Consider the following 775-nt stretch of genomic DNA (forward strand, 5'->3'; position numbering starts at 1 on the left):
ACTATCAGTTAAGCTACACAGACGTTGTAGATTCATCCTGACCTAACAGAGAGTTATATTGGAACATCATCTCCACGAATCATATCAATATCCGCTCGTGAGAGGAATTCGCGATATGGCCTATTTCGCCTGCCATCCGCTTGTTGGAGCTGGCCCTTATGGTTCGCTTTCACATGAAATTTGAACGTCTTTGGCGTCGATTCTGTGTCTCCAGATACCTCACCGCATTCGGCACACGTGAACGTGCGATCGTCGCTCATACCCAATAATCGGTCTCAGCAATAATGAAAAGTCGGACACCAAATACAGCGAATAGAGACTTACTTCTCAAACGTCAGTAGCGCAGATGAGTAAGGGCGGTTCAGCTGCGGATCGAAGTGAGTAGCGAATTCTTGGTCGACTAATTCGAATCCGTCAGCTTCGTGTTCGGATATCCTCTTGTTCAGCTCTTCGTCGAACACTTCGTCATCCGATTCTTTCAGTTCGACAACCTTCTTTCCCATACCTATCCGTCTGACTGAATCATAAAAAAATAATCGTGCCGTCGGTGTCGCCTCTTAGATCCAGCACTCGGTACAGTAGGAACCAGCTGTCTGGCTCCGCCAGACTTCATCCGTATCTTGCTCACTATTCATCTGCGGCCTCACAGACACCGACGTGGACCGGCCACCTGTTTTTCGGGATTGCCTCACCGCAGTGGAGACAAGTTCTCGTATCCACCTTCGGAGGCGATTTTGACGTGTCTTCATAGCGCTCAGGATCGTGGCCCCTGTGC

Annotated in this window: 1 protein-coding gene; it reads right to left on the reverse strand. The window is 49.3% G+C overall.

Annotated features, from left to right (window positions below; translation table 11 throughout):
• Window positions 1-320: 320 nt before the first annotated feature.
• A complete protein-coding gene (locus EXE44_RS16780; RefSeq protein ID WP_137706199.1) occupies window positions 321-503 on the reverse strand; it encodes a hypothetical protein in 183 nt (60 codons plus the stop codon).
• Between the last annotated feature and the right edge of the window lie 272 nt (window positions 504-775).

The sequence above is a fragment of the Halorubrum sp. SS7 genome, from assembly GCF_005435055.1.
Classification (GTDB): domain Archaea; phylum Halobacteriota; class Halobacteria; order Halobacteriales; family Haloferacaceae; genus Halorubrum; species Halorubrum salinarum.